The organism is Bradyrhizobium campsiandrae, from assembly GCF_014529705.1.
GTDB classification, from domain to species: domain Bacteria; phylum Pseudomonadota; class Alphaproteobacteria; order Rhizobiales; family Xanthobacteraceae; genus Bradyrhizobium; species Bradyrhizobium campsiandrae.
Genome location: NZ_JAANIH010000014.1, coordinates 56,548 through 80,045 on the forward strand (window position 1 = coordinate 56,548; position 23,498 = coordinate 80,045).

Annotated in this window: 24 protein-coding genes and 1 tRNA gene; 14 read left to right on the plus strand and 11 right to left on the minus strand. The window is 62.9% G+C overall.

Features of this window, described 5'->3' with window-relative positions; genetic code table 11:
* Positions 1-12 precede the first annotated feature (12 nt).
* Both G8O24_RS12740 and G8O24_RS12745 read left to right on the plus strand, forming a co-directional pair.
* Positions 13-354 (plus strand): integration host factor subunit alpha, encoded by a 342-nt coding sequence (locus G8O24_RS12740; RefSeq protein WP_188099694.1) that lies wholly within the window; start codon positions 13-15, stop codon positions 352-354.
* A gap of 24 nt (positions 355-378) precedes the next feature.
* Entirely contained in the window at positions 379-957 is a 579-nt protein-coding gene (locus G8O24_RS12745; protein WP_188099695.1) for a MerR family transcriptional regulator, read from the plus strand.
* A gap of 85 nt (positions 958-1,042) precedes the next feature.
* On the opposite strand, the gene G8O24_RS12750 is transcribed toward G8O24_RS12745, so the two are convergent.
* A tRNA-Pro gene (locus G8O24_RS12750) sits at positions 1,043-1,120 on the minus strand.
* A gap of 323 nt (positions 1,121-1,443) precedes the next feature.
* Between G8O24_RS12750 and G8O24_RS12755 the strand changes: the two genes are divergently transcribed.
* On the plus strand, positions 1,444-2,196 hold the full coding sequence (locus tag G8O24_RS12755) for a GntR family transcriptional regulator (RefSeq protein ID WP_188099698.1): 753 nt from the start codon (positions 1,444-1,446) through the stop codon (positions 2,194-2,196).
* Positions 2,197-2,561: 365 nt separating this feature from the next.
* On the opposite strand, the gene G8O24_RS12760 is transcribed toward G8O24_RS12755, so the two are convergent.
* Both G8O24_RS12760 and G8O24_RS12765 read right to left on the minus strand, forming a co-directional pair.
* Positions 2,562-3,245, minus strand: a complete 684-nt coding sequence (locus tag G8O24_RS12760) for a hypothetical protein (protein ID WP_188099700.1) — start codon at positions 3,243-3,245, stop codon at positions 2,562-2,564.
* A gap of 274 nt (positions 3,246-3,519) precedes the next feature.
* Positions 3,520-4,524, minus strand: coding sequence for a GlxA family transcriptional regulator (locus G8O24_RS12765; protein WP_188099702.1), 1,005 nt, complete (start codon positions 4,522-4,524; stop codon positions 3,520-3,522).
* Positions 4,525-4,635: 111 nt separating this feature from the next.
* Between G8O24_RS12765 and G8O24_RS12770 the strand changes: the two genes are divergently transcribed.
* The 3 genes from G8O24_RS12770 (at position 4,636) to G8O24_RS12780 (ending at position 7,618) form a co-directional block, all read left to right on the plus strand.
* The gene (locus tag G8O24_RS12770; protein ID WP_188099704.1) at positions 4,636-5,343 is read left to right on the plus strand and encodes a DJ-1/PfpI family protein; all 708 of its coding nucleotides are present in this window, start codon (positions 4,636-4,638) and stop codon (positions 5,341-5,343) included.
* A gap of 222 nt (positions 5,344-5,565) precedes the next feature.
* Positions 5,566-6,747: an ABC transporter substrate-binding protein gene (locus G8O24_RS12775; RefSeq protein WP_244645835.1), complete on the plus strand. Its 1,182-nt coding sequence runs from the start codon at positions 5,566-5,568 to the stop codon at positions 6,745-6,747.
* Between the two features lie 73 nt (positions 6,748-6,820).
* Positions 6,821-7,618, plus strand: coding sequence for a creatininase family protein (locus tag G8O24_RS12780; protein WP_188099706.1), 798 nt, complete (start codon positions 6,821-6,823; stop codon positions 7,616-7,618).
* Positions 7,619-8,391: 773 nt separating this feature from the next.
* On the opposite strand, the gene G8O24_RS12785 is transcribed toward G8O24_RS12780, so the two are convergent.
* Both G8O24_RS12785 and G8O24_RS12790 read right to left on the minus strand, forming a co-directional pair.
* Positions 8,392-8,574 carry a hypothetical protein gene (locus G8O24_RS12785; RefSeq protein ID WP_188099707.1) on the minus strand — a complete coding sequence of 61 codons (183 nt, stop codon included), beginning with the start codon at positions 8,572-8,574 and terminating at the stop codon, positions 8,392-8,394.
* A gap of 249 nt (positions 8,575-8,823) precedes the next feature.
* Positions 8,824-9,453 carry a TetR/AcrR family transcriptional regulator gene (locus tag G8O24_RS12790; protein WP_188099709.1) on the minus strand — a complete coding sequence of 210 codons (630 nt, stop codon included), beginning with the start codon at positions 9,451-9,453 and terminating at the stop codon, positions 8,824-8,826.
* A gap of 120 nt (positions 9,454-9,573) precedes the next feature.
* Between G8O24_RS12790 and G8O24_RS12795 the strand changes: the two genes are divergently transcribed.
* Complete coding sequence (locus G8O24_RS12795; protein ID WP_188099711.1) at positions 9,574-10,548, plus strand: alpha/beta hydrolase fold domain-containing protein; 975 nt, start codon at positions 9,574-9,576, stop codon at positions 10,546-10,548.
* Between the two features lie 151 nt (positions 10,549-10,699).
* Positions 10,700-11,272, plus strand: coding sequence for a PEP-CTERM sorting domain-containing protein (locus G8O24_RS12800; RefSeq protein ID WP_188099713.1), 573 nt, complete (start codon positions 10,700-10,702; stop codon positions 11,270-11,272).
* 144 nt (positions 11,273-11,416) lie between these two features.
* Here the strand turns inward: G8O24_RS12800 and G8O24_RS12805 are convergent, their stop codons facing one another.
* Complete coding sequence (locus G8O24_RS12805; protein ID WP_188099714.1) at positions 11,417-11,656, minus strand: hypothetical protein; 240 nt, start codon at positions 11,654-11,656, stop codon at positions 11,417-11,419.
* Positions 11,657-12,064: 408 nt separating this feature from the next.
* Here G8O24_RS12805 and G8O24_RS12810 point away from each other — a divergent pair, with 408 nt between their 5' ends.
* Positions 12,065-13,036, plus strand: coding sequence for an SDR family NAD(P)-dependent oxidoreductase (locus G8O24_RS12810; protein WP_188099716.1), 972 nt, complete (start codon positions 12,065-12,067; stop codon positions 13,034-13,036).
* A gap of 262 nt (positions 13,037-13,298) precedes the next feature.
* A complete protein-coding gene (locus G8O24_RS12815; RefSeq protein ID WP_188099718.1) occupies positions 13,299-14,414 on the plus strand; it encodes an alpha/beta hydrolase family protein in 1,116 nt (371 codons plus the stop codon).
* Between the two features lie 30 nt (positions 14,415-14,444).
* On the opposite strand, the gene G8O24_RS12820 is transcribed toward G8O24_RS12815, so the two are convergent.
* Positions 14,445-14,951, minus strand: coding sequence for a MarR family winged helix-turn-helix transcriptional regulator (locus G8O24_RS12820; RefSeq protein WP_188099720.1), 507 nt, complete (start codon positions 14,949-14,951; stop codon positions 14,445-14,447).
* Positions 14,952-15,359: 408 nt separating this feature from the next.
* Here G8O24_RS12820 and G8O24_RS12825 point away from each other — a divergent pair, with 408 nt between their 5' ends.
* Positions 15,360-16,916: a porin gene (locus G8O24_RS12825; protein ID WP_188099722.1), complete on the plus strand. Its 1,557-nt coding sequence runs from the start codon at positions 15,360-15,362 to the stop codon at positions 16,914-16,916.
* Positions 16,917-17,199: 283 nt separating this feature from the next.
* On the opposite strand, the gene G8O24_RS12830 is transcribed toward G8O24_RS12825, so the two are convergent.
* The 3 genes from G8O24_RS12830 to G8O24_RS12840 all read right to left on the minus strand — a co-directional run bounded on the left by G8O24_RS12830 (position 17,200) and on the right by G8O24_RS12840 (position 19,092).
* Positions 17,200-17,679, minus strand: a complete 480-nt coding sequence (locus G8O24_RS12830; RefSeq protein ID WP_188099724.1) for a GcrA family cell cycle regulator — start codon at positions 17,677-17,679, stop codon at positions 17,200-17,202.
* A gap of 72 nt (positions 17,680-17,751) precedes the next feature.
* A complete protein-coding gene (locus tag G8O24_RS12835; protein WP_007603456.1) occupies positions 17,752-17,949 on the minus strand; it encodes a hypothetical protein in 198 nt (65 codons plus the stop codon).
* A gap of 201 nt (positions 17,950-18,150) precedes the next feature.
* Positions 18,151-19,092: an acetamidase/formamidase family protein gene (locus tag G8O24_RS12840; protein WP_188099726.1), complete on the minus strand. Its 942-nt coding sequence runs from the start codon at positions 19,090-19,092 to the stop codon at positions 18,151-18,153.
* Between the two features lie 179 nt (positions 19,093-19,271).
* Here G8O24_RS12840 and G8O24_RS12845 point away from each other — a divergent pair, with 179 nt between their 5' ends.
* From G8O24_RS12845 to G8O24_RS12855, 3 genes are read left to right on the plus strand one after another with little or no spacing between them, the layout of a single operon-like run.
* On the plus strand, positions 19,272-20,039 hold the full coding sequence (locus tag G8O24_RS12845) for a YdcF family protein (RefSeq protein ID WP_188099728.1): 768 nt from the start codon (positions 19,272-19,274) through the stop codon (positions 20,037-20,039).
* A gap of 43 nt (positions 20,040-20,082) precedes the next feature.
* On the plus strand, positions 20,083-20,865 hold the full coding sequence (locus G8O24_RS12850) for a DUF169 domain-containing protein (RefSeq protein WP_188099730.1): 783 nt from the start codon (positions 20,083-20,085) through the stop codon (positions 20,863-20,865).
* Between the two features lie 9 nt (positions 20,866-20,874).
* Positions 20,875-22,053, plus strand: a complete 1,179-nt coding sequence (locus tag G8O24_RS12855) for a saccharopine dehydrogenase family protein (protein WP_188099732.1) — start codon at positions 20,875-20,877, stop codon at positions 22,051-22,053.
* A gap of 112 nt (positions 22,054-22,165) precedes the next feature.
* On the opposite strand, the gene G8O24_RS12860 is transcribed toward G8O24_RS12855, so the two are convergent.
* Positions 22,166-23,362, minus strand: a complete 1,197-nt coding sequence (locus G8O24_RS12860) for an FAD-dependent oxidoreductase (protein ID WP_188099734.1) — start codon at positions 23,360-23,362, stop codon at positions 22,166-22,168.
* Positions 23,363-23,498: the final 136 nt, after the last annotated feature.

Consider the following 23,498-nt stretch of genomic DNA (forward strand, 5'->3'; position numbering starts at 1 on the left):
TGGGGCAGGGCGATGACCGATCAAAGCAAAACCGTAACGCGTGTGGATCTCTGCGAAGCCGTCTACCAGAAGGTGGGACTGTCGCGCACGGAATCGTCCGCCTTCGTGGAACTCGTGCTGAAGGAGATCACCGATTGCCTTGAGAAGGGCGAGACGGTGAAGCTGTCGTCGTTCGGTTCCTTCATGGTCCGCAAGAAGGGCCAGCGCATCGGCCGCAATCCGAAGACCGGCACCGAGGTGCCGATCTCGCCGCGCCGGGTGATGGTGTTTAAGCCGTCGGCGATCCTGAAGCAGCGGATCAACGCCCAGCACCGCACCAATGGCGATGCCACCAAGGCTCCCCAGGAGGCCTAACGCCTCTCGCAAAGGATTTGGCATTTGGACAAGGCGCCGGATGCGTTCCGAACCATCAGCGAAGTAGCGCAGGAACTCGACATCCCGCAGCACGTGCTGCGGTTCTGGGAGACCCGCTTCTCCCAGATCAAGCCGATGAAGCGCAGCGGCGGCCGCCGCTATTACCGCCCCGACGACGTCGACCTGCTCAAGGGCATCCGCCGTCTGCTCTACGGGGAGGGCTACACCATCCGCGGGGTGCAGCGGATCCTCAAGGAGCACGGCGTCAAATCAGTGCAGGGCCTCGCCGACAGCGCAGCCGCCGTCTCGTTCGGGGCGATCGAGGATGCCATCGGCGCGAGCCTGATGGAGGTGGACGAGGAGCCGCCGATCAAGGGCGTCACCGACAGCGACGATGACGACTACCAGGGCGAGGAGGAGGAAGGCATCGACTTCCGCTTCGCCGAGATCGACGACGAGGAGATCCTCACCACCTTCCGCAAGGGCGGCGCCGCCGCCGCGCCGGCCGGGCCCAGCGCGCTGGACCGGGAGCGGTTGGAACGGGTGCTCGGCGACCTCGTCGCCTGCAAGGACATGCTGGATCAGGCGCTGAAGGATGGCTGAGGGGGCATCCGCCGCAGATGGGCCCGCGCCCGCAAGCGGGCTCGATCCCGTCCGTTCCTTCACCCGCTGGATGCTTTGAGAAAAATGGTCGGAGCGAGAGGATTTGAACCTCCGACCCCTAGTCTCCCAGACTAGTGCGCTAACCGGGCTGCGCCACGCTCCGAACGTCGTTCCATTAGCTAGGATCGGCGCGATGCGCAAGGCGAGGTCGCAGCATTTTAGCGTTCCCGCCCACACCCCCGGAACGGCCCACGCAGGCAGCGAAAAGCGTGGTAGTGGCTGCCACCGGTGGCCGGCAGACCAAACTATCGAAAACAACCCCATGCACAGTAGCGGAGTTGCCACGGGGTAACGTTTTTCCGAATTTTACTTGATCCGTCGGGCAAAACAGTGGCATGATGTCATCCTGCCAGCCGCATCGCCCCGCTAGCTGGAGCCGAGACCACCGCCGCCGCCGGGCAAAGGGGCGTCGAGTTCGCCTATACCGTGCTCCGGCGCGAGATCGTTTCGCTCACCCTGCGACCGGGCGCGCCGCTCGATGAGGCAGTCCTCGCTGCAAGGCTGGGCCTGTCGCGAACCCCCATGCACGAAGCCCTGGTCGGGCTCGCCTCGGAATCGCTGGTGGTGGTGCTGCCGAACCGCGGCGCCAGCGTTGCAAGTCTCAACTGGGATGATCTTCGCGAGATGTTCGAGGCGCTCGATATCACCCAGCGGCTCGTCACGAGGTGGGCGGCGCTACGCCGAACCGATGCCCAGCTTGCCGAGATCGATGCCGAACGTGTTGCATTCGAACAGCACGAGGCGGCGGGTCGCGCGGAGGAGATGAACGAGAGCAATTGGCGGTTTCATGCGCTGATCGCCGCTGCCTGCGGCAACAAGCTGATCGAGCGCAACGACCTGCACCTCCTCACGCTCGCGCTGCGCATCGCCTATCTGGCCTACAATGTGGAGCACTTCGCCTCGAAGGCTGCGTATCAGAAGCACATGAATACGATCCTGACGGAGCACATCGCGATGGTCGCCGCGATCAGGGGCCGGGATGCGGACAAAATGGATGCCTTGGGGCGCTCGCACGCCGATCTCGGCCGGCAACGGATTCAGGATGCGCTCACGCGAGGGGTGAGCAGCGAGCTTGATATCGCGCTCGATCATCCGATCGCGATGTTGAGGCCATGGTGGCGTGGCCAGGGGATGCCTTCACATCAACGGCGCGGGGGAGTTTGTCTCGGTTCAATTTAGCGCTGTCACCGAATCCCGCGTTTCGCTCGATGTCGAGGCAAGATGGGAGTGATGGTCACGGCAGCGGACACACTGGCCGCGCAGAAGGCGGCCGTTGCTGAACGTTTCTCACGCTCGGAATGGACGTCTCTGCCCCAGCTTCCGTGATCGCGATGAAGAGGCAATTTTCGTTCCTCAAAACCACGCATTACGCGGCGGCGTCTGCGCAACCCCATCATTGCGGGCGCGGTGGTGCGGCCGTGAGCGGCGCCGTGTGGGCGTTCTGGACGGGGCTTCAAAGCGAGCGCCGCGGCGCCGATCTCAGTTCCTAAATAGTCAACTTAGCAGCGTCCACTTCGCAGCAACGACGAGGCCAAGGCCTACGGTCACGGCTGTGGCGCCGCATTTGTGAATGTGATCTGAATGACCGGGTTAGGGATAACTGCAGGAAGGTGTGGCTGAGGATTGCCAAGGTTCGGTTGCCGATCAAATCGCAGACCTGCAGCGCGGAGAGCATCAACTACGATCTTAGATTCTGTTGAGTTTGGGTCGAAAAACGCAACTCCAATACCGGATGGAACAGTGTGAGGCCCGCCCATCAGGACTTGATTTCTCACCACCCATCCTGGGTTGGCCGAGAAGGCGGCTACAAAGTTCTCGGCAAGAATGTGACAATCGAAGCAAGATGATTCTTGATAGATTTGTACCAAGGGAGTGAGTCCTGCCGGAAGCTGCAGTTTTCTGGTTAGCTCTTCCTGTTGGCTTGCAGTCAGGCGACGAGGTTCCAACTTGGATAGCCTCGCTTCCAATGTATCAATGCGGGCTTTTGCTTGGTCTGGTGACGCACCGCCCAGCTTGTCTTTGTAGTCGTCCCTTTGGCTCTTGAGCAGAGCTATTTCTGATTCTTTGTTGCTAATGACGCTGTCACGATCAGCCAAGCGCTGGTTATAAACCTGCCCAAATAGATACCATACGACACCAACCATAAGAACTAAGATCACTAGGAACGTGGGCAGGTTAGCGCGGATCATCGGCCAACCCGTAATTAGGTCTTGCAGCCACTGGGGCATAGATTCTCTCGGCATGGGATAATCTTGTTGCGTGAGGGAAGGACTTTCGCACGTCACGCTAGCAGGGCGAAAGGACGATAATCGGTGAGACAAGGATTGTCTGGGACGATTTCAAATCCTTGCAACAGCTTTCTCTCTAACCGCGCCGTGCCCTGACAATGGGGACGAGTAGCGTGTGATAGGATCGCCGGCTTCGCAACCATCATCGGCAAGGATGGAAGAAATCCCCTGAATGCCCGGTACACGGATTGCAACGGGCGCGTGGCCGTACTGATTATCTCTCGGCTCTCGGCTCGCGCAACTGACCGGCGCCTGCGTGAAACCTGACACGATATTCGTTGGGCAGAACGCTCAAACGCCGACGGAAAGCGCGGCGCATGTGCTCTTCGCTTTGAAAGCCGGCACGAGCTGCGATTTCCTTGATGCGCGCTTCGGATTCTTCGAGAGCGCGACGCGCCGCCTCGACGCGAAATTCCTCAACGGTCTTGCCGGGGGACTGCCCCGTTCGTTTCCGGAACATCCGGGCGAACGTGCGGGGGCTCATCTTGGCCTGCTCGGCCAATCGTTCGACGCGCAAATCTCCGCCAAGATTGTCCTGGATCCATGCCGAGATCTCCTCGAATGCCGGATGGTCGGACGATTGCACTGAAAGCGGCACACTGAACTGGGCCTGGCCGCCGGGCCGCTTGAGAAAGACGACCAATCTGCGCGCGACCCTCATCGCTTCGCGATGGCCGAGGTCGTCCTCCAGCAGCGTGAGCGCCAGATCGATGCCGGCGGTGACCCCTGCCGAAGTCCAGATGCCCCGGTCATGAACGAACACAGGATCGACTTCGACCGTGACGTCGGGATAGCGCGTCCTCAGCAAATCGCATGATCCCCAATGCGTCGTCGCGCGACGACCGGCAAGGAGGTCGGCTGCTGCCAGGACAAACGCCCCCGTGCAAACCGAGCAGACCCGCCTGACGTGCGGAGCGGCCGATCGAAAGAATGCGATGAGCCTGGGATCCGTGGCGGCCCGGTGCACGCCGGGCCCACCGCCGATGATCAGCGTGTCGATGCCCTCCACATCGACCGGGAGGGGGCGCGTCATGACTTCAAGGCCGGCGGAGGTCCGAACAGGCCCGCCGCTCACGGAGCAGATCTCCCACAAATAAGGCGGATTCGACGGGGCCGTTTCGCAAGCCAGTTCAAAGACTTGAAGCGGCCCCCCAAAATCGAGCAGAAGCCCATCCTCGAACAGGACGAAGACGAGACGTCGGGGCGAGGCGGCGGTCATGTCAGCCTTGGCAGAAAATGCGTGTCGTTTGACATTTCGGCAAAGCCCGGCGGCTGTCAACATCGTCCCCGTCAAGGACGAGGCGGCATCAGTCAAAGGAAGAGGCGATCAATGTCCAGCAAGCCCATTCACATCGGGATCGTCTACTTCCCGGGCATGACCCAGCTCGATGTCACCGGACCATTTGAGGTTCTGGCCCGTTTGCCGAACGCCAGGGTTCATCTGCTTTGGAAGCGCATCGAGCCGATCGTGAGCGACGTCGGACTGCCGCTGCTGCCGACAACGACGTTCGGCGAGTGTCCTGACCTCGACATTTTCTGCATCGGGGGAGGTCCCGGCATGACGTCGATCATGGGCGATGACGAGGTGATTTCGTTCGTCCGCGAGAAGGGCGGCTCGACGCGCTATGTCACGTCGATCTGCGCCGGCAGCCTCGTGCTGGGATCGGCTGGCCTGCTCACGGGATACAGATCGGCTTGCCATTGGTTGATGCGAGACATGCTGGCCTCGTTCGGTGCAATCGCCGTCGACCAGCGCGTCGTCGTCGATCGCAATCGCATCTCGGGAGGCGGCGTCACGGCCGGCGTCGATTTCGCGTTCCGGGTCGCCGCAGAAGTCTGCGGCGAGGACGTCGCGAAACGGTTGCAGCTCTTCCTCGAGTATCAACCCGAGCCGCCCTTTGACATCACGGTGCAGAACGCCCCTTCGGAGCTTTTGGAGAAGATCAAATCAGACTCGCAGCCGTGGCTCCGCGCTCGTCAGGCCGCCGTCGATCGTGCGGCAGAAAAGCTCCGGTCGCGCAAGCCGGTATCGGCTTAGGACGCGGCAAGGCCAAGGGGGCGGACAAGGGGCGGACAGGGCGCGGACAACCAGCTGCGACGCCAAGTCAGCTCTCACGATTGCAGGTCTCACGACTGCAATGCTGAAGCGACCACGCGACATATTTGGGGGCGTCGAATGACCGATCATGGGTCCAGGAAGGAATTGTTGATGCGATGTCAGGGACGGCGAGGGGCCCGCGGTGCTGTTCTGCTGGCGACCATGGCGTTCATATCGTGTTGTAGCGCGGCAAATGCGGCGGAGTTTTCAGGCGGCGTCATCAAGATCGGCGTCATCAACGATCAGACCGGCCCGCTCTCCGACATCAATGGACCGGGATCAGTCGTCGCGGCAAAGCTTGCGGTCGAGGACTTTCAGAAGACCAATCCCTCGGTCAAGGTCGAGATCATATCGGCCGACCATCAGAACAAGGCGGATATTGGCGTCGGCATCGTGCGCAGATGGTTCGATATCGATGGCGTCGACATGGTCGCGGATGTCGGCAATTCGGCGGTCGGGCTGGCGATCCAATCGCTGGCAAGAGACAAGAACAAGATCGTCATCTACACGTCGGTCGCAACGACCGAACTGACCGGCAAACAGTGCACCAAGACAGGCCTCGCCTGGCTTCATGATTCCTATAACCTCGTCGCAGGCCCCATTCGAACACTCGTCTCCCAGGGCTTCGATAGCTGGTACTTCATCGCCGCCGACTATGCTTTTGGGAAGAACATGGTGCTGGAGTCGCAGCGTGTGCTCGCCTCGAGCGGCGGCAAGGCCGTCGGGGCGGTCTACCACCCGCTCGGCAATGCCGACTACGGCTCGTTCCTTCTTCAAGCGCAAGCCTCGGGTGCCAAGGTCGTCGCCTTCGCCAATGCGGGCGACCAGCTCGTCAACTCCATGAAACAATGGAACGAGTTCGGCATGACGGCCGGTTCTCAGAAACCCGTCGCCGAACTGATGTTCATCAGCGACGTGCATGCCATGGGCGCCCAGACCGCGCGAGGTCTGACGACCCTGACGGCATGGTATTGGGCGCGGAACGAGGAAACGAGAGCATTTTCCCAACGTTTCTTCAAACTTCGAAACGCCATGCCGACGGAGCCGCAAGCCGCCACCTATTCTGGCGTGCTTCACTATCTCAAGGCTGCCGTGTCGGCCGATACCGACGAGACCGATGCGGTTCTGGAGAAAATGCGCGCGACCCCGGTTGATGATGTCTACGCGAGAGGGGCGACCATCCGGGAAGACGGAAAGCTCATTCACGACTTCTATCTGGCGCAGGTCAAGGAGCCCTCAGAGATCACCGCCCCCTGGGAGTACTATAACATCATCAAAACCGTGCCGAGCAGCGAGGCTTACTTTCCCTTGAGCGAGAGCGAATGCCCCTTGGTCAAGAAGTGACCCGGGCTCGGTCGCGACGCGCTCCGGCATGTGGGCCCCGCGCCGCGGTCGTCATATCGTCGGATTGAACGTCATGGCAGGCACGACCTGGAATCGCTTGGATGCGGCCACCTTGCGAACGCTGGCTGCGCGCGACGCGATTGTGCTGCTGCCCGTCGCATCCACGGAACAACATGGTCCGCACTTGCCGACCGGCGTCGACGACATGCTGGTCACGGAGGTGTGCCGGCGGGTGGCTGGCTTGTTGAGTTCGGAACTGCCGATCGTGGTCACGCCGACGGTATGGTGTGGGCTGGCCGACCACCATGTCCCGTTCGGAGGGACGTTCTCGCTGACGCTTCAGACATATTGTCTGCTCTTGCGGGACCTGTGCCGCTCCGTGCTGGACGCCGGCTTTCGCAAGATCGTCCTTGTCAACGGACATGCTGGAAACATCGCGGCCTTGGCTGCGATCACGGCGGATCTGACGCGTGTGCTGAATGCGCCGATCGCCACCGTGACCTATTTCATGGCGGCCCGCGAGGCGATCTCGAATATTCTGCAGGATCAGTCAGGTCTCATGCACGCGTGCGAAGCCGAAACGTCGATGATGATGGCCGTGCATCCCGAGTTGGTCGATGCCGACCGTCTCGGGGAAGCGCAGGGGCCGGCGTTCGACGTTGTTGCCTCGCTGGTGCCGACGCTGAAGCGGTTCGTGTCGTTCGACCAGGTGACTTCGACAGGCGTTGCGGGGGACGCCAGGCGCAGCTCGCGGGATAAGGGGGAGGCGTTGCTGGCCGCATGCGCGTCCGCGCTGGCCGACGGTCTGCGGCGTGGTGAGCCCTGGGAAAAGCCGGCGTTTCCCTCGACGTCGCAGGCAAGGGGGGAGTGATGGTCACCGCCGCGGCCGGAGAGACAGCCCCGGCTTGCAGGGGCTAGGGGGGATGGGCCGGGGCCGCTCCGCCGGCTCGGCGGCGAGCCAGCGCAAGGACAATCACCGGCGCGTTCTTCGAGTTCCTAACCGGGCCACACAATCGCTAGCGTCGTCCTCCTCGGACGACGCGGAAGCGGGGAGTCGCCAGCTTCTCCGGCGGGATGCGAACAGGAGGAGTAAAGTCGGTATCTACGCGGCGCGCCCCCTTGCAGTTGGGGCAGATGAAGAGATGTGCGACGGTGGATTGCTGGTCATCACGAACCAGCTCCGAGCGAAACCACCTCATGGTGAGGTGGCAATTTGGGCAGTCCGGAGCTTCGAGGTGCTCCAACGCGTTTCTAAGCCGTTCCATCCGCGCCCCCCTCGGTCAGAAACTATAGTCGCGCACGCGGTGGCGGATACATCAAATGTTGTGCCGCTGAGGGTGGAGGATGTGCGGGCAGATGGTTCGCGAGGACGCGCGCAGCGCAAGCGGTCGCAGGTTCACGCCGGCGGCCGGCGGGAAAAAGGCCCCAGCTCCACCAAAAGGACTGAAGTAGAGCTGGGGCACGAGTTACCTTCGGCCCAGGATCACGAACCTGGGCTATCGGGAAAACTTGGTAATCTCCCCGGCGTTCCGAGCGGCTTTTCCTAGTACGCTGCTGATGCTGTGATTGTGTTCCAGGCCGGGAAACCTCCATGGAAGGTTGCAGAAGACAGCGACATCGCGACAAGGCTGCTGAGGCTGGCCTTCAGCGCCGGCTGCGCGGACACCGCCGCTCCGCAGCAACACTGCCGCGGGGCTTTGCCGGAGCGGCGAAGGCCAGCTGATATTGCCCCATCGTATCCACGAAGGAGGCTTGCGCGCTCTCCAGGCGTTTGGTCAATCCGCTGAAGTCCAGGTCGACGGCTGCGTCAACGGCCAGAACGGACATCGAGACGCATGCGATCGTGGCTGCAATCGCGATGGCCCTCCATTCCGGTGACTGAATCATCTGACTTTCTCAGGTATCTACCTGTCCGGATAGGTAGGAGTCCCGCCCGGGATTCAACCCCTCGCATGGCTCGCGCACGCATTCTTGAAGTGCGACGGTTCTGTAACGAGGTAACGCGCGTCGTCCTGGTCGTCGCAAACGATCGCGGCTTGGATGCGCCAGCGCTGAAGCCTGCTCCGCTAACGAATGCTAGGCGGCTGGGCGCAAAAATCCCACCACCATCCTCGTCGTCTCGTTCACCAGCGTCCGCACCATTTTCTCCGACGGCAGCTCCGCGTGGTTCAGCACCGTGTTGTGCGCGATCGCCTCGATGGCGCTGACACAGATGAAGGTCGCGACATCGAGGTCGATCTTGCGCATTTCCTTGCGGTGGTTCTCGAAGTAGGCGCGGACGAGGCCGTGGACCTCGCGGTTGGAGGCTTCGACGTCGAGCTTTCCGGCGCGAGGAATCTGCTCGGCAAGCACCCGATGCAGTTTCGGATTGACGCGGTGCGCGTCGATCGCGACGGAGACGAGGCGGCGGACGGCCTTCTCGATCGGCATGGCCGCAACCTCGGTGAGCGTGGTGCGGACGATGGCCATGATCTCCTCGTTGTGGCGCTCGATCACGGCCGCGACGAGCGCCTCCTTGCTGGGGAAATATTGATAGAGCGAGCCGACGCTGACGCCGGCGAGGTCCGCGATCCGGTTGGTGCTCGTCTTCTCGAAACCGTCCTTGACCAGAATGCGAGCAGTCGCCTCGATCAGCGCGTCGACCGTCGCGCGGGATCGCTCCTGCGAGGCGTTTTTCCGGGGTGTGGTGGGCGGTTTGCGAGCCACGGCCTTGTGATCCGAATGCGAGTAGGAAAAGCGAGTGAATGCTCGCATTATAGCTGCAATCGGCGGCGGGTCCGCAAGCCTTTCGTCGCCGGGTCGAAACAGCCAGATGGGGATGTGGCGATGAGCGTTGCAAGACTTGTGTCGGCCTTGCAGTTTTGCCCGGTCGGTTGCGTGTTCAGCCCGCCGGCCCGGCGCGATCCCGCGCCGAGCCTGCAGAGCCGCCTGTTCAACCTGCTGCTGCGGCAGCTTCCCTACAAGCAGCAGCTCGCCTCCGCCGAGGCCGTGCAGGCCCATGTGCAGAAGCTCGCACTCGCGCCTGCATCCTTCGAGCCGACGGGGTTGGGGCGCGGCGTCGAGGCGGTGCTGACCAAGATGGGCGGATGGCCGGTCTATTACACCGCGCCGTCGTCCGGCCATGAGGGCTGCAACTTCGTCATGTTCCTGCATGGCGGCGGCTACATCAACGAGATCGCGCCGGCGCATTGGCGCTTTGTCGGCGAGATGACGCGCAGGGCGGGCGTCGTCTGCGTCGTGCCGATCTACCCGCTGGCGCCGCGCGCCACCGCGAAGGATGTGGTGCCTGTTACGGGCGAGCTGTTGCGGATGCTGCTGGAGGATGCGGGCCAGGCAAAGGTCACCGTGGTCGGAAATTCGGCCGGTGCGGGTCTTGCGCTTGCGGCGTGCCAATGGCTGCGCGACCACGGACACCGGCAGCCGAACCTGATGATCCTGATCTCGCCTGGAGCCGACGCGGCTGTCGGCCGCCCCGAGCAGAGGGAGATCGCCGCGCGCGATCCGATCCAGGACATTCCCGGCATCGTCGAGGCCGGGCGGCTCTATGCCGGCGAGCTAGATATCGGCCATCCCTTCGTCAGCCCGCTCAACGGCGCGTTCCGCTGCCTTGCGCCGATGACGATCTTCTCGGGCACGCGCGATCTGCTCTACCCCGATAGCGTCGATCTCGCCGCGCGGGCGCGGGCCGCAGGCGTGCCGGTCGAGCTGCATCTGTGGCGCGACCAGCCGCACAATTACGCGCTGATGCCGACGCCGGAGGGACGACGGGCGCGCAAGATGATCCTGCAGGCCATCGCCTGAACGAGTGCGGCGCCGGCGTCATGCCTTCGCGGGTTACGTCAAATACTGAACTGGATGCCGTCGGGTCAGAAGGGCTGACGTAAGTTAAATTAAACTTGATTTAATATCTATAATCGAGCAGCATAAAAAAATAGAGCAGGGAGTGGACGTCATGAAGTCACTCGGGGCCTGGGGAACGGCGGCGGCGTTCGTTTTTGGCGCAATCTGCGCCAGTCCGATTTCATCGGCGCGTGCAGATATCGTTTGGAATCTCAGCAACCTCCAATTCGTGCTGCCGAATAGCGCCCCGGATGGTGGAACGCTGAACGGCACGTTCACGATCAATGTGTATGGCTACAACGGGCCGGTCAACATCACGACCACGACGGGCGTTGCGATGGCCGGTGATGTCTATACCGGTCTTTGGAATTCCAGCATCAACAATCCGACCGATACGGTGACAATCTTCCTTTCGGACGGATTGATCTATCAGCGGTACATCCAGCTGACATTTGCCAATCCGCTGACGGTGCCGGGAGTGGACCCGATCGTGGGAGGAGCTGGGGGCCCGTCATTCGAGTGCAACAATTGGAGCTGCAGCGGGGGAATTCGCTACCTCGCCGAAGGTTCAGCTGCGATCTCTGCCGTTCCGGAGCCCTCGAGTTGGGCGATGATGGTTCTGGGATTCGCGGCCATGGGCGTCCTTGCGTTTCGTCGGAAGACCAAGGTCGCGGTCGGCATCTGAGAGCTTGGCGGTCGAGGTAGACGTCTAACGCCTTGACGCCTTCGCGGAGGTCTGGCGCGAATTTGATGTGCCTCTGGTCCTCTAGGTCCCGATGAGCCTGCTGGCCCCCGGGCGTCTCCTCGGTATCAGTAGTTTTGCGGGGCCTTAGGCGTGGCCCTTGATCTCGTAGTGGCCCGGCACGCATTTGTAGCGATCCAGCCGCCAGTTGGCGTGATAGATCGGATGCTCGTCCATCCACTTGGCGAGGGGTGCCTGCGCACCGACCGCGCACGCCATCATCGACATATCGGGCGTCATGTTGCTGTCGGTCACGATTTCCTCGACGCAGTTGCCGGAGGCAGCAGCACCGAGCCGGCAGAGCACGGCAACGACGGTTATGAACATTCCAGTCACCTCATTGGTGGTTTCGACCACGAGGAGGATGCAAGCCGAGTGCCACAGCCTGTGTCGGAAACGACACGCCGGCCGGGCCTGCTCGCCCCAGCTTCCTCATTTGACGATTCGGATTGTAAAAAAAATGCCCTTAAACCGAAGCCGGACAATTACGGGAACCGCAGCGGAATCGCCCCGTAGGAATGCTGGATTCCGGGGGGCAGCCGCCGAGACGGCGGGCGCCGCCAGGAGCTCGCGTGGAAAACTGCCGAATAGTCCGCGCGCCGAAATAATCGATGGCGGGACGCAGCGCCGATCCGCTTTTACCTGCCGATACGGCGCTGCTACATTTTGCGCGCGTCGCTAGGCGCGGCGTGCCAATGAAGAAACAGGCCGACAAGGGGAGGGGCCGAAAGTCCCATGAAGGAATTTGCTGGAAAGACGGCCGTCATCACCGGGGGCGGAACGGGCATGGGGCGGGAGCTCGCCCGGCAGCTCGTCGCCGAGGGCTGCAATGTCGCGATGTGCGACGTCTCGGAGGCTGCAATGGCCGAGACCAAGCGGCTGTGCGAGATCGAGAAGCTGCCGCAAGGCCTGCGCGTCACGACGCATGTCGCCGACGTGTCGATCGAGGATCATCTCAAGCGCTTTCGCGACGAGCTCGCCGAGCAGCAGAAGACCGACAAGATCCATCTCTTGTTCAACAATGCCGGCATTGGCGGCGGCGGCAGCCTGTTCACCAACACGCGCGAGCAGTGGGAACGCACCTTCAACATCTGCTGGGGCGGCGTCTATCTCGGCGTGCGCACCTTCCTGCCCATGCTGGTCAAGGCGGACGAAGCGCACATCATCAACACCGCCAGCGTCAACGGTTTCTGGGCCTCGATCGGCATGGGCCAAGCGCACACCGCCTACAGCTCGGCCAAGTTCGCGGTGAAAGGTTTTACCGAGGCCCTGATCAACGATCTCCGCCTGCACGCGCCGCATGTCAAATGCTCGGTGGTGATGCCCGGCCATATCGGCACCTCGATCGTCTCCAATTCGCGCAAGGTGCAGAGCGGCGACGGTTCGGATCGTCTCAATGCGGACGAGGTCGCGCTGACCCGCAACCGCATGGTCGCAGCCGGGGTGCCGGATGCTGCCAAAATGTCGGACGAGGACATCCAGGCGGTCTTCACGGAGCGCGCCCGCAGTTTTCTGGAGGATGCGCCGACCACGGCGGCGCAGGCCGCGAAGATCATTCTCGACGGAGTGAAAGCGGAGCGCTGGCGCATCCTGGTCGGCGAGGACGCCAGGCGCCTCGACGAGCGCGTACGGGCGACGCCCGAACAGGCCTATGACCGCGCCTTCTACGAAAGCTTTGCGCAGGAGGTCGGCTGGAAGCTCGGTTGAGGCCGTCGGTGAGCGCGTGCGGATGTAGGTATGATAACCGTCATCTCAAGAGCGATGCCGGTCATTTTACACAGGTCATTTGACCCGTTACCTCCGCGCGTTCGCCCCTCGCATGACGATACGGAATGTCACGCATGCGCGACATTCCCGCGTTCAAGCGATGGTGATCTCAAACATGCATCATTTGATGTAACCCAACTTGGTCGGTGAACTGAAATGGTTTAGTCAGTCAGGCCTGACGCCACGATCGAGCGTAGCTCCGATGATACCCGCATGCCTCTCCGACGATTTCATTCTTTGCCCGGAGAGAGAGGATATCTCCGCTGAATTCACGCGGCTGCTCACCGCGGCCCAGGAGGGCGGCGCCACCATCGCCGAATGCCTGATGATCGCGCGCCAGCTGAAGCGCGGCGACGAGCAGTCCTGGCATCGCGAGTGGAAGAAGCTCGCGCGGGTCAACCGGCAACGCGCCGAGGCGGCGTTCGCGGAAGGCCATCTGGTGACCGCGCAGCGCAACTGGCTGCGCGCGATGAACTACTACGGCGCGGCCGCGATGCCGCTCGATCCGGCCGACGAGCGGCGCTGGGTCGCGGTGCTCGCGATGCAGGAATGCGCCCGCCGTTACCTTGCGGCGCGCAGGCCGAGCGGCGAAGTCGTGACGATCCCCTGGGTCGAAGGACATGCGCTGCAGGGCTATTTCCTGCCGGCGCCCTCGGGGAACGGACGAGCACCGACCGTGATCTGCGTCGGCGAGCCCGGACATCGCAAGGAGGAGTTCCTGGTCAAGCTCGCGCCGCATGCGCGCGAGCGCGGCTTTGCGATGCTGGCGCTCGACCTGCTCGGCGACGAGCGCGACGATTACGCCGACATCCTGCTGCAGCGTCGCGATCTCGAAAGCTCGATCGGAAGCGTCATGGATTATCTGGAGCTGCGCAGCGACGTCGATTTCGACCGCGTCGCGATCGTGGCGGACGGGTGGGGCTCTTCGTTCGTGGCGCGTGCGGTGTTGCAGGAACCGCGTCTCGCCGCCGCGGTCTGCGACGGCGGCCTGTGGGACCTGCACGAGCGATCGTTCTTTGCCAGCCGGTTTGCGATGAGCGACCTCAGCATCGTGCCGGTGCCGCATGCGCCGCTGATGGCCTCCAGCGCCGAATGCCCGGTGCTGATCACGATCGGCGAGGACGGTTGGCTCAAGGCCGATCGGGCACGTCAGATCGTGCAGAAATCCCAGCTCGGCAGCTCGGACATCATGCTGAAGGTGTTCACGGCGGCGGAGACCGGCGCGGCGCAAGCCCATGCCGACAACCCGAGCCTTGCCAACGAATACATCTTCGACTGGCTGGAATCGCGCCTCGGTGTCGCCGGCAGACGGATCTGAGCGCGGCCGGTCAGTTCGCGGATTGGCGTTTCACAGATCCAGGGAGATCCTCACGCAGGCCTTCTCGAGCCGGGTCTTCAGCGTCGCGAGCTTGGTGGTGAATTCCGTCAGCTCGTTCTCGTCGAACTCCTGGAAGACGAATTCGCGAATCGTCTTGTACTGCTCGTTGAGGCTGGCGATGTGCTTTTGCGTCTTCTCGACCAGCGACAGCCGCACCACGCGCGCGTCGGTCGGCGAGGGACGTCGGCGCAGCAGGCCCTTCTTCTCGAGCAGCTTGGACTGGGTGGTGACGAAAGAGGGATCGACGTGGAGGAGTTTCGAGACCACGTTGACGGGGACGCCGTCATCCTTGTCGAGGTCGGAAATCGCCATCAGGATCAGCCATTGCGGCCCGCTGATGCCGAGCGTCCTGGCCCAGAACTGACGCAGCTCCTCCAGATACATGTTGATCGACGATATCTCCCAGGTGAATCGCCTGATGATATCGAGGTTGCCGGCGGAGCGGAGGCGCGCCCCTTCTTTCCTCGTCGCTGACACAGCGTCACTCCCGCAGGCTGATTTCCGTCTGGCCGGTGTTCGCGGCGGCCATAGTCCACGCAAGTCTGCCCTGACGCAAGTGCAGAGCAGGATAATTTTGTCACGGAAATTACAAATATGAGCAGGTCATGATTCGTGCCGGCGCGGTGTGTTGCGCCGCGGACACAGAATTGGCGAAACCACAAAGCTGATCTAATAAACTATTTTGATTAATGGAACGGCGCAGTCATAGTGCCCGTGACGGTGGGGGGTTCTCGATCGTCCCGTTGCAGGTGGTTCGCTCACGTCCCTCGCGTCCAATGCGGGTGTGTCCGGAAGCGCGAAGCGGCCGAGCGGATTTCAAGAGACGGGGATCTTGGGGGGCCTCACGGTCCGGTCTCCGCAAAATGAGCAACTTGGAGGTTTTAAATGAAAGTGGTGAAGAGCCTTTTGCTCGGCACTGCGGCGGGTCTTATCGCCGTCGGCGGAGCTCAGGCGGCTGATCTTCCGGTCAAGGCCAAGGCTGTCGAATACGTGAAGATCTGCTCGCTCTACGGCCAGGGCTTCTACTACATCCCGGGCACCGACACCTGCATCAAGCTGGGCGGCTATCTCCGTGCGGAAGTCGCGCTCAATGCCGGCGGCAACTACAGCGCCCAGTACAACGGCGTGTTCGCGACGAACAATCGCCTGAACAACTACTACTCGCTGCGCGCTCGTGAAGATCTCAACATCGACACGCGCACCGCGACCGAATATGGCGTGGTCCGCACCTATTTCGACGCGGTCTTCACCTGGACGACCGGCAACTATGTCGGCACCGGTTCGGGAACGGGCGCGACCCAGTACAGCGGCACGCTCGGCCTCAACGCGGCCGGCACCGGCCTCGTCGGATCGGGCAGCGGTGCCGTCAACGGCACCGACGGCGGCATCTCGGGCGGTTCGCTCGGCGTCTACTACGCCTTCATCCAGTTCGCCGGCTTCACTCTCGGTAAGACAGTGTCGCAGTTCGATGCGCCCTGGATCAACTATCCCGGCAACAACTTCGACCAGCTGGTCGGCGGCAGCGGCACCACCAACGGCGTTCCGCAAGCGAGCTACACCGCCGATTTCGGTCAGGGCGTGACGGGGACGATCTCGGTCCAGGACCAGACCCAGATCTTCCAGACCAACATCTGGAATACGGCCGGCATGTCCACCACCGGTGTGCTCGGCGGCGCCTATGGCTCCAACGATTTCGGCGGCACGCGCGCGCCCGACATCGTCGGCAACATCCGCGTCGATCAGGCCTGGGGCCTGTTCCAGGCGTCGGTTGCGGCGCACGACAACCACGTCGGCTATTACGGCGCGACCGAGACGACCGGTCACCCCGAAGACAAGTGGGGTTGGGCGGTCCAGCTCGCGCTGTCGATCAAGAACATCCCGACCGGTGCCGGTGACGTGATCAACGTGTCGGGCGTCTACACCGAGGGCGCGAGCCGCTACAACTTCCAGGAGCTGGCGGCGACCAGCTACTCGATGTTCGGCAGCTCGAACGCGGCCTATCAGAGCATCGGCTTCGCCGGCGTGTCCGACGCGGTGTTCGCACCGGGCGGCGGCCTCGAGCTGACCAAGACCTACGGCTTCCGTGGCGCCTATACTCACAACTGGAATCCGTACTGGAACACGGCGCTCTACGGTGCGTGGGCCGCGGTGAACTACAGCGGCACGGCCAAGGGCCTGATCTGCGGCAGCGCTGCATTCGCCACCCTGACCGGTACGTGCAACCCGGACTTCAACATCGGCCAGGTCGGTGTCATCACCCGCTGGACGCCGGTCAAGAACCTGACCTTCTCGGCTGACTTCACCTACAGCCACCTCGACCAGAAGTACTCGGGCACGATCACGACGCCGGCGCTGACGTCGGTTGCCAAGCCCGCGGCGACCTACGAGCTGAAGGATCAGGACACCTACAGCCTGCTGCTGCGCGCCCAGCGCAACTGGTAAGCGCGGGATTTCCTGACGATCTGACCAAGCCCCGGCGGCATACCGCCGGGGCTTTTTTTTGGATCGTCAAGGGTTCCGAAAATCAGAATATCCCCGCGCTGACAACGAAGACGAGCTATGCGATTTGATCGGCACCAATCTTATTTACTTACCTGAGTTGATCAGCTATATAGATCGCAGCCGGTTTCGAAAGTCACGGCTCTTAGCTTCACGCTAAGCCTCCAAGAACCTCCGGTAGTGCCCTGCCGGAGGTTTTTCGTTGTGGGGCAGGCACGGCTGAGGTTCAGCCGCGCATGAGGCGTGCGCGGGAGTTCGGCCGGTAGGCGAGGCGGCTGTGACCGGCGCAATAGGGCTGGCCGTCATGCACGGCGTTGCCGCAGAAGCAGAAATCCTCTGCGCCCGGCGTCGAAATCGGCCAGCGGCAGCTGGATTCGCCGAGCTGCATCAGTGAACAGCGATTGGCGTCGTCAATCGGTCCAGCCGCGACGGGCGCGTCGGTCTCGCCATAGATCGTCGCGAGCATTTCGTATTGCAGCCGCGGTACGGGTCGCCTCGTGCGTGCCGGCGCCAAGCCTCTGTCCTGGACCTTGCGGTCGTCGACTGTCCGCCCGCGCGTGAGATTGAGGCGCGACAGTTTGCCGATCACGGCGTTGCGGCTGACGCCGATGTCGGCGGCGATCTCGCGGCACGATAGTCCGGCCTCGAAGTGCTGCTTCAACAGTTCAATTCGTTCAACGGTCCAGGTTGGTGAGAGAACAGGCATTTGTAACGACCCCAGGTTGCGACATCTGGCCATCCGTCGCCGAGATCCGTCCACTTCACGCGCCTCGCACGCTCACGTCCTGCCATTGTCGCGAATCGACAAAAGCCCGTCCTTGATGGCCAGACGGATGCCTTCCTCGATCAATGTCCGTGCGACGCCGGGAACGCTGGTGCCGTGGGTGCCCTGTCTCACCAACTTCTCCAGGTAGGTGATGGTCGAGAGCGCCAAGGTTACGGGGATGCGGTCAGTCTCGGCTTTTTCGGTGGCCATGGCCCGAACGCTAGCCTCTTACTCGGGTACATAAAAGTAACGATTAAGACTCTATTTAGGTTCGAGGGGGGAAGTCAAATCCGTAGCATGACGGTGGTTCAGCGCATTGGAATCGCTAGGAAAAAATCGCGCACCCCGGCGCGCCGCGCGGAATCGCGCGCGGCGTCGTGGCGTCGGCAGGTCAGGAGGTTGGGGCCGGGCTCAGCCGTGCACGATCGCCTTTTCGATCATGCAATGGATGCCTTTGGAGCCGTTGACGGTCTGGGTGACCCGCAGATCGGCCGCGAGACTGCACAGGGTGTAGGCGTCCTCGCGCGACAGACCTCTGATCTCGCCGAGCAGCGCGATCATGTCGCGCAGCGCGCGCACCGCGCATTGGTCGAGGTCGGGGTCCATCGCCATCGTCATGTAGTGGGTCGGCGTTTCCGCGCGCGGATAATCGAACCTGAGATCTTTCCGCAGAGTCAGCCGGAAACGGCCCTGGAGCGCGGTCTCGATCGCGGTGACGCAGACCTCGCCGTCGCCCTGGACGCCATGACCGTCGCCGCAGGAGAACATCGCGCCGGGGACGAACACGGGCAGATACAATTTGGCGCCGGCGCCGAGCTCCTTGTTGTCGAGATTGCCGCCCATGGCGCGTGGAACGAGCGAGGAGATGCGGCCCCAGCCAGGCGGTGGCGCCACGCCCATCACCCCGAAGAACGGCTTCAAAGGCAGATCGAGGCCCCAGGGCAGGCGGCCGACCATCCGCGACCGGTCGAGCGGGATGTTGAGAATGCGCGTCTCGTGGAAATCGTCGGGCAGGGTGCCCGACAGAGGCTTGATCAGATTCCAGCCCCAATCCTGCCGAAGCTCGACGTCGAGGATCTCCACTTCCAGCACGTCGCCGGGAGCGGCGCCTTCGATCGCGACCGGGCCGGTGAGGATGTGGCCGGGGAGCATGCGTTCGCTCTTGGCGTGAACCTCGAACATCTCAGGCGGAATGTGAAACTTGCTGCGGTCGGGCACGACGTCCGGGCCGCCGCTGATGGTATCGATGGTGACCTCGTCACCGCTGGCGACGGTCAGAACCGGCTTGAGCGCGGCTTCAAAGAAACCCCAATGGCAGGTTTCGGGGCTCGAATGCAGATGGTGATGGGTCATTTGCCGCGTCCAATCGGTTTGATGAGATCTTGTTGGGGCCGGGCTTGACCCGGCAATCGATCCTCTTCCAAGAAGATTTCTGGAGATAAGCGGGCAGGTCAAGCCTGCGCGTCACCGGCACGATCATTTCCGCGAGGTTTCTCCTGTTCTTCGTTCTTTCCAAGACGCTTGGCGCTGCGGTGCTGCCGATCAATCTTCTGGTCGAGCTCGGCATCATCTCGCTCGTGCTGATGGCAACGCGCTTCGCCGGGCTCGGCCGCAAGCTGGCCGCGACCACGCTGATCCTGCTTGCTCTCGCCGCGTTCTCGCCGCTCGGCAATCTCTTGCTCTATCCGCTGGAGTCGCGCTTTCCGCCGTGGGATGCCTCGCGCGGTGCGCCCGACGGCATCATCGTGCTGGGCGGCTCGGTCGACACCGATCTGTCGGCGGCCCATCGCACGCCGGTCGTACCGCACGCTGCCGATCGCCTGTTCGCGCCGGCCGAGCTTGCGCGCCGCTACCCGAATGCGCGCATCGTTTTCACCGGCGGGTCGGCAAACCTGGTCTCGACCAGCGCCAGGGAAGCCGACTATTCAGTCCTGATCCTCGAAAGCATCGGCATCCCGCGCGAACGTCTGATCCTGGAACGGGACTCGCGCAACACCTATGAGAACGCGATCTTCACGAAGCGTCTGGTGGCGCCGAAGCCGGGCGAGCGCTGGCTGCTGGTCACCTCGGCCTTTCACATGCCGCGTTCGATGGGCATCTTCCGCAAGGCCGGATTCGACGTCGAAGCCTATCCCGTCGACTGGCGGATGAGGGGGCCGGACGATTTGTTCTCCTTCACCAACGCGGGCGCTGATGGTCTCGGCCGCACCGACGTGGCCGCGCGCGAATGGATCGGCCTTTTGGCCTACCGTCTCATGGGACGGACCAGCGAGTTGCTTCCAGGTCCTGCCAAGGACTAGAACAGGTTTGACCAAGCGCAACGATCCGCGTCGGGAGGATGCCATGCAGCAGCAAGCCGCTGAGACGATCGACCTTGCCGGCCTCGTGGCCGATCTCAACAGCCTGTTGCGACTGAAGACGACGGTCACAGGCATGAAGCTGTTCGCGCATGCCGCGGACATGGAGGCGATCCCGAAAATCCGGCGGCCGAATGCGGTTCATACCACCGATCAGATCGTCAGCATGGCCTCGCGGCTCGGCTGGACCGTCGGCATCACTGGCGACGACCTCGTCGGCGCGCAGTGCCGCGCGGTGATCGGCCTTGGGCCCCAGGACGAGAAATGGCTGGCCGGCGAAAGCTATGTCGGCGTCTGGCACGGCACGGCGGAGGATGCGCGCAAGCGACAGGAAGCGCTGGACGTGGTTCCATTCGGACAATATCAAGCGCTCGCCGTCAGCCCGCTCGCCAGCGGCCGGCTCAATCCGCCCGATATCTGCCTCGTCTACGCGACGCCCGGCCAGATGATCATCCTGATCAACGGGCTGCAATATACCGGCTACAAGAAGTTCGAATGGGGCGTGGTCGGCGAGACCGCCTGCGCCGATTCCTGGGGGCGGGCGTTGAAATCGGGCGAGCCGAGCCTGTCCTTGCCATGCTATGCCGAACGGCGCTATGGCGGCGTGCCGGACGAGGAAATGCTGATGGCCTTGAAGCCTCACCATCTCGCCAAGGCGATCGAGGGCATGAAGGCGCTGGCCAGGAACGGCCTGCGCTATCCGATCCCGCCCTATGGAATTCAAAGTGACGTTCGCGCCGGGATGGGCGTGAGTTACGCAAAGAAATAAAGGCCGATCATGAGTGCTGCGAAGTTCGACATCGTTGTCTACGGCGCGACCGGTTTCACCGGCCAGCTCGTCGCCGAATATCTGGCAACGCATTACAAGGGCGATGTCGCGCTGAAATGGGCGATGGCGGGCCGCAGCCTCGACAAGCTGAAATCCGTGCGCGATGCCATCGGTGCGCCCACTGACACGCCGCTGCTCGTGGCCGACGCCTCCGACGCGGCCTCGCTGAAGGCGATGGTGGAGCAGACGAAGGCGGTGATCACGACGGTCGGTCCGTATCAGCTCTACGGCGAGTCGCTGCTCGCCGCCTGCATCGCCTCAGGCACCGATTATTTCGACCTCTGCGGCGAGCCGATCTGGATGCGGCAGATGATCGACAAATACGAGGCGGCCGCGAAGGGCAGCGGCGCGCGCATCGTGTTCTCCTGCGGCTTCGATTCCGTGCCGTTCGAGCTCGGCACGTTCTTCGTGCAGGCCGAGGCCAAACGCGTGTTCGGCGCCCCGGCCGCACGCGTGAAGGGCCGCGTGCGCGACATGCGCGGCACGCTTTCGGGCGGCACCGCGGCGAGCGCGAAGGCGACCTTCGATGCCGTGGCCAAGGACATCAGCCTCGTTGCGATCCTGAACGATCCATTCGCGCTGACGCCCGGCTTCACCGGTCCGAAGCAGCCGAGGGGCAACAAGCCGCTGATCGAGGAGGATCTGAATTCCTGGGCCGCGCCGTTCATGATGGCGCTGATCAACACCCGCAACGTCCATCGCTCCAACATGCTGATGGGCTTTCCCTACGGCCAGGACTTCGTCTACGACGAGATGGTCCTGACCGGTCCCGGCGAGAAGGGCGAGGCCAACGCCAAGCGCGTGATGGCGGCTAATGCCGAGAAGACGGGTCCGAGCGCGCCGAAGCCGGGCGAGGGGCCGTCGAAGCAAGAGCGCGAGAACGGGCTCTTCAACCTGCTTTATGTCGCGATCGCGCCCGATGGCCGCATGGTTCGCGCCGGCGTCACCGGCGACCGCGATCCCGGCTACGGTTCGACCTCGAAGATGATCTCGGAATGCGCGATCTGCCTGCTGCGCGACGTCAAGGACGTCGCCGCCGGCTTCTGGACCCCGGGCGCAGCGATGCAGCACAAGCTGATCAAGCGGCTGATCGATCATGCCGGGCTGAGGTTCGAGGTGGAAGGCTAGGTCGGCTGCCGTAGGGTGGGCAAAGCGGAGCGTGCCCACCACCTGTCGCGATTAGAGAGAGATGGTGGGCACGGCGCGCTGCGCCTTTGCCCACCCTACGGCACCGGGTCCGCTACGCCGCCCTTGCATCATACGAGTACATGAAATCCATGCTCTTCGATCCCAGCGGCAACAGCAGTTTGATCATCTGATTGCGGATGAAGGCGCCGGCGGCGCTGAACTCGCGCTTGTTGTTGCCGTTGCGGCGGGCGATGGCGACGACCTTTTCGGCGCGGGGACGCCGCTCGGCCTCGAAGGCCTGGAAGGTGGCGGTGAGCTCCTGGCCCTCCTGCATCAGGCGCGCCAGCCGCATCGCATCCTCCAGCGCCAGCGAGGCGCCCTGGCCGGCATGGGGACTGGTCGCATGGGCGGCATCGCCGATCAGCAGCGAGCGCTTGCGCGACCAGGTCGGCAAGGTCGCGACATCGAGCGTGTCGGTGACCACGATGTTCTCGGCGGCCTCGATGATGGCGGGAATCGGATCGTGCCAGCCGCGATGGAAACCGCGCAGATGCTGCTTCAACGTCTGCGCGTCGAGCGCACGGAACATTGCGGCATCCATGCCATGCGCGGGCTGGGTGCTCCACCACATCACGCCGTCCTTCGGATCCGGGCTGCAATAGCCGTAGCCGAAGAAACCGCTTTGCCCGAACGTCGTCTCGACATGCCGCCCGATCGCCCGGCCGTCGAGGACCGAATGCGGCACGAAGCCGCCGAAGCCGACCAGGCCGGTGTCGAAGGGTTTTGGTCCATCCGGCACGACCTGGCGCCGTGCGATCGAATGCACGCCGTCGGCGCCGATCAGGAAATCGCCCTCGGCTGTGGTGCCGTCGGCGAAATAGGCGATAACAGGCTGGTCACCGCGATCCTCGACCTTGATCAGTCGCTTCTCGAAGTAGAGCGAGACGCAAGCGCACCAGGCCTTGTCGATCAGGATTTCGTTCAGCACCGCCCGGGAGATGTTGACGGCCGGCTGGCCGAAGCGCCGCGCCATGTCGCGGTTGATCGAACCGAGCCGCTCGCCGCCTTGCGAATAGAAATCGAAGGACTCCGCGATCGAGCCGCGGCTGATCAGCTCGTTCGCAAGCCCGATCTCGTCCATCACGTGCATGCCGTTCGGCGCGATCTGGAGGCCGCCGCCGATGCCTTTCGAATAGGGCCGGGCTTCGTAGATCGCGGATTCGATGCCGGCGCGGCGCAGCAGGATCGCGGCAACGGGGCCGGCGATGCCGGCGCCGATGATCAGGGCCTTGCGGCGACGATGAGGCATTGGCTTGCTCCCGACGTTTCCGTGGTGCTAGGAGAAATTAAGGTCACTAAATATCTTAGTGACTAAGATATATATCGACTAAGAGATGGGGTCGGCCTTGTCAAGGACGAAAGCGCGCGCGGCGTTGTTGGGGGAA

What these genes read in the sequence shown, in the direction of transcription:
- G8O24_RS12785 (WP_188099707.1), bottom strand. Translation starts at nt 8,574, where the DNA reads ATGTCCGTTCTGGCCGTTGACGCAGCCGTCGACCTGGACTTCAGCGGA.
- G8O24_RS12780 (WP_188099706.1), top strand. Translation starts at nt 6,821, where the DNA reads ATGGCAGGCACGACCTGGAATCGCTTGGATGCGGCCACCTTGCGAACG.
- G8O24_RS12815 (WP_188099718.1), top strand. Translation starts at nt 13,299, where the DNA reads ATGATACCCGCATGCCTCTCCGACGATTTCATTCTTTGCCCGGAGAGA.
- G8O24_RS12770 (WP_188099704.1), top strand. Translation starts at nt 4,636, where the DNA reads ATGTCCAGCAAGCCCATTCACATCGGGATCGTCTACTTCCCGGGCATG.
- G8O24_RS12740 (WP_188099694.1), top strand. Translation starts at nt 13, where the DNA reads ATGACCGATCAAAGCAAAACCGTAACGCGTGTGGATCTCTGCGAAGCC.
- G8O24_RS12850 (WP_188099730.1), top strand. Translation starts at nt 20,083, where the DNA reads ATGCAGCAGCAAGCCGCTGAGACGATCGACCTTGCCGGCCTCGTGGCC.
- G8O24_RS12825 (WP_188099722.1), top strand. Translation starts at nt 15,360, where the DNA reads ATGAAAGTGGTGAAGAGCCTTTTGCTCGGCACTGCGGCGGGTCTTATC.
- G8O24_RS12830 (WP_188099724.1), bottom strand. Translation starts at nt 17,679, where the DNA reads ATGCCTGTTCTCTCACCAACCTGGACCGTTGAACGAATTGAACTGTTG.
- G8O24_RS12795 (WP_188099711.1), top strand. Translation starts at nt 9,574, where the DNA reads ATGAGCGTTGCAAGACTTGTGTCGGCCTTGCAGTTTTGCCCGGTCGGT.
- G8O24_RS12855 (WP_188099732.1), top strand. Translation starts at nt 20,875, where the DNA reads ATGAGTGCTGCGAAGTTCGACATCGTTGTCTACGGCGCGACCGGTTTC.
- G8O24_RS12810 (WP_188099716.1), top strand. Translation starts at nt 12,065, where the DNA reads ATGAAGGAATTTGCTGGAAAGACGGCCGTCATCACCGGGGGCGGAACG.
- G8O24_RS12860 (WP_188099734.1), bottom strand. Translation starts at nt 23,362, where the DNA reads ATGCCTCATCGTCGCCGCAAGGCCCTGATCATCGGCGCCGGCATCGCC.
- G8O24_RS12765 (WP_188099702.1), bottom strand. Translation starts at nt 4,524, where the DNA reads ATGACCGCCGCCTCGCCCCGACGTCTCGTCTTCGTCCTGTTCGAGGAT.
- G8O24_RS12800 (WP_188099713.1), top strand. Translation starts at nt 10,700, where the DNA reads ATGAAGTCACTCGGGGCCTGGGGAACGGCGGCGGCGTTCGTTTTTGGC.
- G8O24_RS12805 (WP_188099714.1), bottom strand. Translation starts at nt 11,656, where the DNA reads ATGTTCATAACCGTCGTTGCCGTGCTCTGCCGGCTCGGTGCTGCTGCC.
- G8O24_RS12835 (WP_007603456.1), bottom strand. Translation starts at nt 17,949, where the DNA reads ATGGCCACCGAAAAAGCCGAGACTGACCGCATCCCCGTAACCTTGGCG.
- G8O24_RS12775 (WP_244645835.1), top strand. Translation starts at nt 5,566, where the DNA reads ATGGCGTTCATATCGTGTTGTAGCGCGGCAAATGCGGCGGAGTTTTCA.
- G8O24_RS12760 (WP_188099700.1), bottom strand. Translation starts at nt 3,245, where the DNA reads ATGCCCCAGTGGCTGCAAGACCTAATTACGGGTTGGCCGATGATCCGC.
- G8O24_RS12840 (WP_188099726.1), bottom strand. Translation starts at nt 19,092, where the DNA reads ATGACCCATCACCATCTGCATTCGAGCCCCGAAACCTGCCATTGGGGT.